The organism is Candidatus Nitrosopumilus sp., assembly GCF_040878665.1.
Classification (GTDB): Archaea; Thermoproteota; Nitrososphaeria; order Nitrososphaerales; family Nitrosopumilaceae; genus Nitrosopumilus.
This window is the reverse complement of record NZ_JBBDLU010000004.1, coordinates 157,781-166,724: the sequence shown is the minus strand read 5'-3', so window position 1 is coordinate 166,724 and position 8,944 is coordinate 157,781. Positions and strand designations below refer to the sequence as shown.

8 protein-coding genes are annotated in these 8,944 nt (G+C 33.3%); 3 read left to right on the top strand and 5 right to left on the bottom strand.

Annotated elements, in window-relative coordinates; all coding sequences use genetic code 11:
* Window positions 1-1,483: peptidase (locus WDZ98_RS04600; RefSeq protein WP_368057081.1), on the bottom strand; the 1,483-nt coding region annotated here is incomplete at its 3' end.
* A gap of 110 nt (window positions 1,484-1,593) precedes the next feature.
* On the opposite strand from WDZ98_RS04600, the gene WDZ98_RS04595 reads away from it, so the two are divergent.
* On the top strand, window positions 1,594-2,400 hold the full coding sequence (locus WDZ98_RS04595) for a CFI-box-CTERM domain-containing protein (protein ID WP_368057083.1): 807 nt from the start codon (window positions 1,594-1,596) through the stop codon (window positions 2,398-2,400).
* A gap of 56 nt (window positions 2,401-2,456) precedes the next feature.
* Window positions 2,457-3,356 (top strand): PEFG-CTERM sorting domain-containing protein, encoded by a 900-nt coding sequence (locus WDZ98_RS04590; RefSeq protein ID WP_368057085.1) that lies wholly within the window; start codon window positions 2,457-2,459, stop codon window positions 3,354-3,356.
* A 14-nt stretch (window positions 3,357-3,370) separates the two neighbouring features.
* On the opposite strand, the gene WDZ98_RS04585 is transcribed toward WDZ98_RS04590, so the two are convergent.
* Window positions 3,371-4,006: a hypothetical protein gene (locus WDZ98_RS04585; protein ID WP_368057087.1), complete on the bottom strand. Its 636-nt coding sequence runs from the start codon at window positions 4,004-4,006 to the stop codon at window positions 3,371-3,373.
* A 92-nt stretch (window positions 4,007-4,098) separates the two neighbouring features.
* Between WDZ98_RS04585 and WDZ98_RS04580 the strand changes: the two genes are divergently transcribed.
* Window positions 4,099-6,879 (top strand): SMP-30/gluconolactonase/LRE family protein, encoded by a 2,781-nt coding sequence (locus WDZ98_RS04580; RefSeq protein ID WP_368057089.1) that lies wholly within the window; start codon window positions 4,099-4,101, stop codon window positions 6,877-6,879.
* Here the strand turns inward: WDZ98_RS04580 and WDZ98_RS04575 are convergent.
* The 3 genes from WDZ98_RS04575 to WDZ98_RS04565 all read right to left on the bottom strand — a co-directional run.
* Window positions 6,869-7,657: a metal ABC transporter permease gene (locus tag WDZ98_RS04575; protein ID WP_368057456.1), complete on the bottom strand. Its 789-nt coding sequence runs from the start codon at window positions 7,655-7,657 to the stop codon at window positions 6,869-6,871. The genes WDZ98_RS04580 and WDZ98_RS04575 overlap by 11 nt on opposite strands.
* Window positions 7,658-7,689: 32 nt before the next feature.
* Window positions 7,690-8,412 carry a metal ABC transporter ATP-binding protein gene (locus WDZ98_RS04570; RefSeq protein ID WP_368057091.1) on the bottom strand — a complete coding sequence of 241 codons (723 nt, stop codon included), beginning with the start codon at window positions 8,410-8,412 and terminating at the stop codon, window positions 7,690-7,692.
* Window positions 8,406-8,944, bottom strand: a 539-nt coding sequence (locus tag WDZ98_RS04565) for a metal ABC transporter substrate-binding protein (protein ID WP_368057093.1), incomplete at its 5' end; no start/stop codon positions are given. The genes WDZ98_RS04570 and WDZ98_RS04565, both read right to left, overlap by 7 nt.

The following is an 8,944-nucleotide window of genomic DNA, read 5'->3' as shown; positions in this document are numbered from 1 at the left end:
TGGAACCATCTGACCACCAACCTGCGTTGTTTTTAATCCATGTTGGAATTTCTGTTTTTTCTGGAGTAGATATTGCTGAGCCAGGACCAATTTCAATTAATGTTGAGCCTATTCCAGCATATTTTGGATTATAATCTAACCCAGTTCCATAAGTCCAAACATCGATTCTAATTTTACCCTTTGAAGGAACAAAGATCTTTTGAATATCTAGTCCCTCAATCGAAACAATTCCTGGACTTATAGAATCATCTCCAGTAAATCTTGCAATCTCCGTGTTTGATTCATCAAGAACAGCATAACCATATCGAACATCTTTTAACAGATTTCTATTTTCATCAAAGAATGTAAATTCAAATGGGATCTCTTGGTTAGCACCATACTTTCCATCCCAGGAAATATTTACAGTGACAGGAATTTGTGTTTGAGTATTTTTAGGATCAACTAAATAAAATTCAGTTGAGCTCTTTGAGGTTTCTGCTAATGGAACTAATTTCAAATTCATCATTTTGTTGTTATGATTAGTTGGACCCAAAGCGGCATTAATTTTTTCTAATTCATTTTTTGTTACAAGAAAATGAATGACATTGGTATCATCATAAGAATATGGATCATTTAAAAGTGCTCTTTGATCAATCTCAATTCCGTTTACATATCCTTTGAATTGTTTTCCTTCAGCATATGGTACAAAAGATTTTGGAACTCTGACTTCTTCATGAACTACTTGAACTAAGTTTACATAATCAGGATTCCAATCAAAAGCCATATCAAAGTTAATTGAATTATCAGATTTGTTAAATGCAAAGTTTTCAACATCGTCATAATAGGTTTTGACAATTACAGGAACTTCGGCATTTGCAGTTTGTATTATAAAGTCTTGTTCTTGTGCAATACTGACAAATGTATCATAGCTAAGTAAATTTGCAAGTTGGGTTCGTGGACTTGTTGCACCTTCAATATCTATTCTAATATTATATAGTCCACCTTTTTCAAATATAGGACCAGTAATGGTAGGTCTACCACAAGTATCTAAATTATTATCATTACAGGCTTCACCATACACATAAAGTGCTTCAGGTGCGCTAGGATGTTCTGAACCTCCATAAACAGTACATCTCCAAAGTTCATCCTCTGTACAATCCGATTTTGGACGAATCTCCACATCTAATCTTCCGTCCGTGTCATAAAAGAGATTTCTTGCTAGTAAATCTCCACTTCGCCAGACTTCAATTCTATACGTAACTTTTTCTAAAGTTGTATCAGTTAAAACATCAAAGAATCTAATTTTCATATTAACATCATCAACATCTCCGATTGTGATATCATAAGGAGTTAAATCAGTACGAACAGTTACTTCCATCCCTTCAAAACTAATTGGTGGTGCCATATCACCACCAAGTCCATGTCCAAATACATTTGGTAAAACAGTAGGAATTATAAAAATGCCAATTATTGTGACAAATAATGTTAGTTTGTTATACAACACAAAAAATATGTTAAATCCATATTTAAAGATGGTATAGGATTTCTATGCGTGATATTTTTTATTAGAAAATAGAGAGCACGATTTTTATTTGTCTAATTGAATGAAAAAATATGAAATTTTTATTATTATTAATTCCATTATTGATAATTCCAGCATATGCTGAATCTCAAACCGTGTCTACTGATAAAGGAACATTGGATGTCAAATTAACATATGATACAATAGAACCAAATGTACAAACCAAAATAGATATTGATTTTATTAATCCACAAACACAGAAAATTCAGGAACATATCGATTATACTATTGTAGTATCAAAAGATGGTGAAACAGTATTCGGACCAATTCCACTTACACATACATCATTAGGTTCTGTAAAAATTCCAGTTGAATTTAATCTTGGAGAAGGTGTTTACTCAATGGTTTTTGAAATTGAAGGAATATTATTTCAACCAATTCCTACTGAGACAGTTTCCTTTGACATTATTGTAGGTGAAGCTTATGCACAACAACCAGTTGTCAAATCAAATGATGATGAGAATGGCGGTTGCTTAATTGCAACTGCAGCATATGGTTCAGAGATGGCCCCACAAGTACAACAACTAAGAGAACTAAGAGACAATACAATTCTACAAACAAGTTCAGGACTTGTATTTATGACAGGATTCAACCAATTCTACTATTCTTTTTCACCAAGCATATCTGATTTAGAAAGAGAGCAACCAGTTTTCAAAGAAATGGTGAAAATTGCACTAACTCCAATGCTGTCTTCATTGTCTTTGTTAAATCATGTAAATATTGATTCAGAGCAAGAGATGATTGTATATGGCATATCCATGATTCTATTAAATATTGGAATGTACGTTGGAATTCCTATAGTTGGCATTCTAAAGTTGTATCAATTTAGGAAAAATTAATTCCGAGTCTGGGAATTCCAGTGAAGTTTTTATGTATCCCGAGAATAGTTTGTTTAATGAAGACTAAAGCAATAAGCTCTTTCTTCGTACTATTTGCTATCGCAGCAGGTATAGTCGCAATGACACCAGCTGCTTTTGCAGATCATTCAGAGGTCACAGTTGAAGCTGCATTAGGTTCTGGTGCACCAGGTTGTGAATTGACAGCAGAGGGATGTTACATTCCAATGACTGCAACAGTTGATGTTGGTGGTGTTGTCATATTCTCAAATCCGGATACCGCAGCACATACATTCACATCAGGAGATCCTACAATGCCAGAAACAGTTCAGGCAATATTTGATTCCAGTCTAGTAATGGCAGGAAGCACATACGAATGGTCTCCAACTGAAGCAGGAGAGGTTCCATATTTCTGTATGGTACATCCTTGGATGAAAGGTTTGATCATAGTACAAGAAGCAGGAGCTGAAGAAGACGATCATGGTGACGATCATGGTGACGATCATGGTGACGACGGTGAAATGATGCATATGCCAGAAGGTGATGCATCTGCAACAGGTATGTTATCAGATGGTACAATGGTTTCAATTTGGACTTCAACACCAACTGCAGGCGAAGTAATGGAGATTTCTATTGAATTCGAAGATGCAGAACACGTTAACCACGATATGGTGGTAACACAAAATGGTGTAGAAGTTTTGATGGACGAAGGTGCACATCATCATGAAGGCACAGGTATGCATACAACAGCACCACTTAGCTCTTCTGATCCAGTAGACATCACTGTTATCTTCCAAGGTTACGGTATTGATGATCCTAAAACAGGACCAATTGGTGAAGAAGTAGTATTCTCAAATGTTGTCCCAGAATTTGGAACAATTGCAATGATGATACTAGCTGTTGCAATCATAAGCATCGTAGCAGTAACTGCAAAATCTAGAGTCGTTCCAAGATTTTAGGAATTCCTCTTTTTCTATTTTCTTTTTATTAAAGAAATTATTGCCAAGATTATAGCTGCTGCTGCAATTGACAATCCAAATATCGCAAAGTCATAAGATACACCATCAGAAGAAACTTTAGTTTCACCTGAATTTAATTTAGAAACGTCTTGTTGAAGGGATGAAATTGCATTCTTTAATGCAGTGATATCAGTATCTCCAGCACTGGATGAGGGTGGAAAATCCAAGACTGCAGTAGGTTCTACATCTTCAACAGGTATTTTTACATCTACAGATATACCGTGAATTTCTCCTTTTAGTTCTACTGTGTAACTGCCAGTTTTAGTTGGAATTATAGGTGAAAAATAATATCCAGGCCTAGGATCAGAATTAATATCAATTTTTTTGGATGCACCACCAAACATTACTGTTGCATCAGTGTCTTTGAAAACATTAGTTACTCCTTTACGAGTACCTTCAGTCTCTCCGGATTCAGTAATTTTAAGGACAAGATCATTTCGAATTCCCACTATAGGTGGTTCAATTCCCCAACCTACTTCAATTTCATAGGGTTCAACATGAACAGTTGTATGTGCAAATGACGGTACAATCATGCCAATAAAGAAAAATATTGCAACAAGGCCGAAAAATGCTATCTTCACGACCATCATAGGACGATTATAGTTTATTATCTTTATGTAAATTGGTACAAATATAGAATTCTATAAACTGTTTAAATTGTCATAAATGAGTTTACCAGTAAATGAGAAAATTTCTAATATTTTTACTAGTTTTATCGTTTGTTTCAATTCCGTTTGCAGCAGCACATCCATTTACAGAAAAAACAATTCCTAGCTTGGCATCTAATGCGCCAATTGGAACAACAGAAGTAATTGTGTATTTTTCAGAACCAGTTGATATCAACTTTAGTGAGATCAAAGTTTTTGATAGCAATGGAAATCAAATTGATAACAAAGATACTGGTTACTATGAAGGAGAATTATCTCTAATTGTCACTACCACTCCATTAGATAATGGGGTATATACTGCATCAGTCAAAGTTCTCTCAAAAATTGATGGACATTTAGTTCCAAGTGCATTCTTGTTTGGAGTTGGTAATGTAATAATTAAAGATCAAAATCCACCATCGGTAGAATCAGAGATTGTATTTTTACCTGAAGCTGGAGCAAGATTTCCTGGAATTCTAGGGCAGACAATAGTTTTAGGCGCAGTGATAGCGTCATTAATTATTTGGGGAACACAAAACAAACAACTAATCAGAGAAGAGTTAGGTAAAGTAGAAATTTTTCATCACGCAAAATTCATGTCAATTACAGGTATAGGATTGATGCTTGTATTCATTTCAGATATTTTGATGATAGTTGTTCAAACTATCAGATTAGAAGCTTCGCCATTAGATGTAATTCAAACATATTTTGGTACAATTTGGCTTGCTAGAATGATTATCACAGTAATTTTACTTGGCATTTGGTTTGGGATGGATAGAAAGAAAACACTATCAAAGAAAAATCAAATCCCTATGCTTGTTATGTCGTTGATATTGATTTCAACATCTAGTTTGATTGGTCATGGTGCAGCAAGTGAGCAGTTAGGTGCACTGGTATTAGACTACATACACAATTTGGTCGCTGCAGTTTGGATAGGCGGAATCATATATTTTGTTTTTACATTACTTCCAACATTTTCACAACTTAAAGAAACAAACCGAGAGAAGATGAGTCTGGTAATGATTCCAAGATTCTCTATTGCATTTATCATCTCAGTAGGAATTGTAATTATTACTGGACCGACTCTAATGTGGTTCTTAGAAAGTGATGTAGGATTAATCACTGAATCAGTGTTTGGTCAATTAATCATACTCAAAATAGCAATTGCGGCAATCATGGTTGGATTAGGTGGATTTTTCCAATTTAAAGTGCAGAAAAATGCAGAGAAAAATTTTACTGCAGGGAAAATTTCAGTTCATAAAAAACTTACAAGATCATTAAAGATAGATGCAATCTTGGGAATAATTATTCTTGGAGTTGTAGCATTACTAACTAATGGAACATTACCTGCAGGTCAAATTCAACAAGTAGATGCACAAGAGATTATTTACGGATTCAAAACCATAGAATTTACAGAAAATACAAAATTTGATATTGATATATCACCATTTTCTAGTGGAACAAATACAATTCTAATTAAGGTTAGTGATTTTGAAGGGAATCCACTTTATGATTCAAATCAGATTAAGATAAAAATTTCAAATCCATCAAAAAACATATCTCCAATAGAAGTTCCAACAGAATTAGTTAAACAAGAAGAAAATAGACCAAATGAATTCCAAGGTGAATTAACATTTGGATTCTCAGGTGAGTGGTTAATAGAGATTGAAGCTCAAAGAACTGAAAATGCAAATGAATCAATCATGCTGAATCTACTTGTAAAACCAAGATTAGCTGATATTCAAACACAAGTTATAGAATATGGTTTACCTGAAGATGCAAAGCCATTGTTTCCAGTATATGATGGAAAAAACTCATTGTGGATAAGCGATGCATCATCTCCAAGAATATGGCAATTCTCACTTGAAACAAATGAATTTACTTCCTACTCATTTGATGGTTTGACTACTACATTCTTGACAAATGATAACAATGGAAAAATTTGGTTTACAGACACATCAAGAAATCAAATTGGATTTATCGACATTGAAACTAAAGAAATTACAATCAAGACACTTCCAAAACTAGATCCAGTAATTTCTGATAATACACCACTTTTCATCAAAGCAGATTTTGATGGAAATATTTGGATTACAGTTGTTAACAAAGATAGAATTCTAAAGTATGTACCAGAACAGGATACATTTGAAGAATTTGTACTGCCAAACAAAGGATCTTTGCCATTTGCATTAGCAATTGATGATGATGGAAAAATTTGGTATTCAGCAACAGGAACAGGCAAAATAGGATTCATAGATACTCAAAACAACAAATTAACTCAAATTGCAACTGAGACAGTTTTACAGGCTCCAGAAGCTTTGATTTTTGATGAGGATGGAAATCTGTGGATTGCAGAACATACAGGCTTGGCAATAACCAGATTTAATCCAGTTTTAGAGATATTTGAAAAAGTCTCTGTACCTAATGATGAAGCACTGCCATTTGGTATGACGTTTGATAGATATGGAAACATTTGGTTTGCACAACATACTGTAGACAGTATTGGGGTTTATGATCCAGATAACAATGATTTAATTGAAATTCCCGTTCCAACTGAAACTACTTTTATTCAGTTTATGGAATCAGATGGAAATGATAATGTATGGTTTGTTGAACAACAATCAAATAAAATTGGAACTGTAAAGATTACAGAAATTCCAATAAGCATTACACAAGTTCAAGAATCAAATAACATTGAGATAAAATATACTGAACTTGCATCACCACTGATTGCTTTAGGAATTATTGCAACATCATTGTTTTATGTAAAAAGTATTCAAGATAAAAGAAGACTAAATTCTTTGATTAATTCTTAGATAACAATCCAGATGATTTTATTCCCATAGTTCCTGCTAGTAACCCAATTGCCATTAAGACAATAGTTCCTGCAGGAGTAATATCAAAGATGTAAGAGATTAGAATCCCAACAACGACTGAGAAAATAGAAAAACTCATAGAGATTATTGCCGTTTGTTTGAAACCTTTACCATACATAATTGCAGTAACATTTGGAATTACAAACAGAGCTGAAATTAGCAATACTCCTACAAGCTGAATTGATGTAACTACAGTAATTCCTGCCATAAATACAATCAAGTAATTTATTTTTTCTACAGGAATTCCACTAACTTTAGCTTGTTCTTCATTGAATGTAGAATAAAGAATTTGTCGATAAAGTAATAAAATGATAATTAGAATTACGCCAGTTAATGCCAAAACTAGGACAGTGTCATCTACACTAACAAGTAGAATACTACCAAATAGAAAACTAAAGATATCAATTGAGAATCCTCCAGATAATCCAATAATTACGAGCCCAACTGCTATGCCTGAGGACAATAATACTGCAATTGATGCATCTCCAGAGATGTTGTATCTATCTTTGACTTTGGTAATTATCAATGCACTAGCTATAGAAACACCATATGCAGTCCATAGTGGATATACACCAGCTAGTAATCCTAAAGCAATTCCACCAAATGATGAATGCGCTATTGCATCACCAAATAATGAATAACGTCTTAAAACTAGAAACAATCCTACAACTGAACAAAGAATGGCAATTGCAATTCCAGAAATTAATGCTCGATGCATAAAACTGAAAGTTAAAATTTCAAAAGACATGATTAATGATGATGCATGTGTTCCTGCATAGATGCTTCAGAATATTGTTTAACTAGTTCATCATCAGAAAAGAATTTTTCAGATTCTCCATGAAAGAACAAAGTTCTATTAAGACATGCCACATGATTTGCTAATTTATTTACTGCGTCTAAATCATGTGATGACCAGATAATAGTTATTTTTTGTTTAGAATTTAATTCACTTAAAATACTGTAAAACAAATCTATGCTTTGCTGATCAATTCCAGTAACTGGTTCATCTAAGATCAAAATTTTTGGGTTATTTACTAAAGCTTTTGCAATAAAGACACGTTGTTGCTGTCCTCCAGATAATTCCCCTATTCTTCTTTCACGTAATTCATGTATCCACAATTGTTGTAAAATTTCATCAATTTTATTTTCATCAGACTCTTTTCTTAATCCCATCCGAACAACATCAGTTACAGTTACAGGAAAATTTTTTTCAAAGATTGGTTTTTGTGGAACGTAACCAAGTTGTTTCAAATAGTTTTTTGATTTTTTAATATCCTCATCAAAAAATTTGATTGTACCGTTGTATTTTGTATTCAGTCCAAGCATAGAAGCAAAAAGTGTCGATTTTCCAGCACCATTAGGTCCAATTATGCCTAAAAAATCACCTTGATTAACAACTAGGCTAACGTCATCAAGTGCCTTAACATCAGGATATTGAACAGTTAGATTATTGATTTCAACTACTTTCAACATAACGCCTCCTTTAGATGTTCAAGGTTTTGATTCATTTTTGAAATATAATCACCATCAGAAACAATTTCAAGTGGGGACAAAACTAAAACTTTTCCTCCTATTTCATTAGCAATTATTTGAGAAGTTTTTGTATTGACGGACTCCTCACTAAAAATTATTTTGATGTTTAATTCTCTGGCTTTTGAAATAATATTCTCCAATGTTTTTGCAGTAACTTCTCCATGAGAATCATTTGATGCGACAATAGTATGTTGATTCAAATCATATTCATCTGCAAAATACGAAAATGCATCATGAAATGCAATAAAATCTTTGTTACATGTAGATAATTCATTTCTAATTTTTAAATCAAGTTCATGTAATTTTGCACTATATTGTGCAGCATTTGTCATATAGAATCCACCATTTTCAGGGTCTGCATTAGAAAATGCTAATGCAATATTTCCAACTTGTTTAATTGCAAAGATAGGATTTAGCCAAATATGAGGATCTCCTTCTAAATGTTGATGATCATTATCTTCTTCATCTCCAT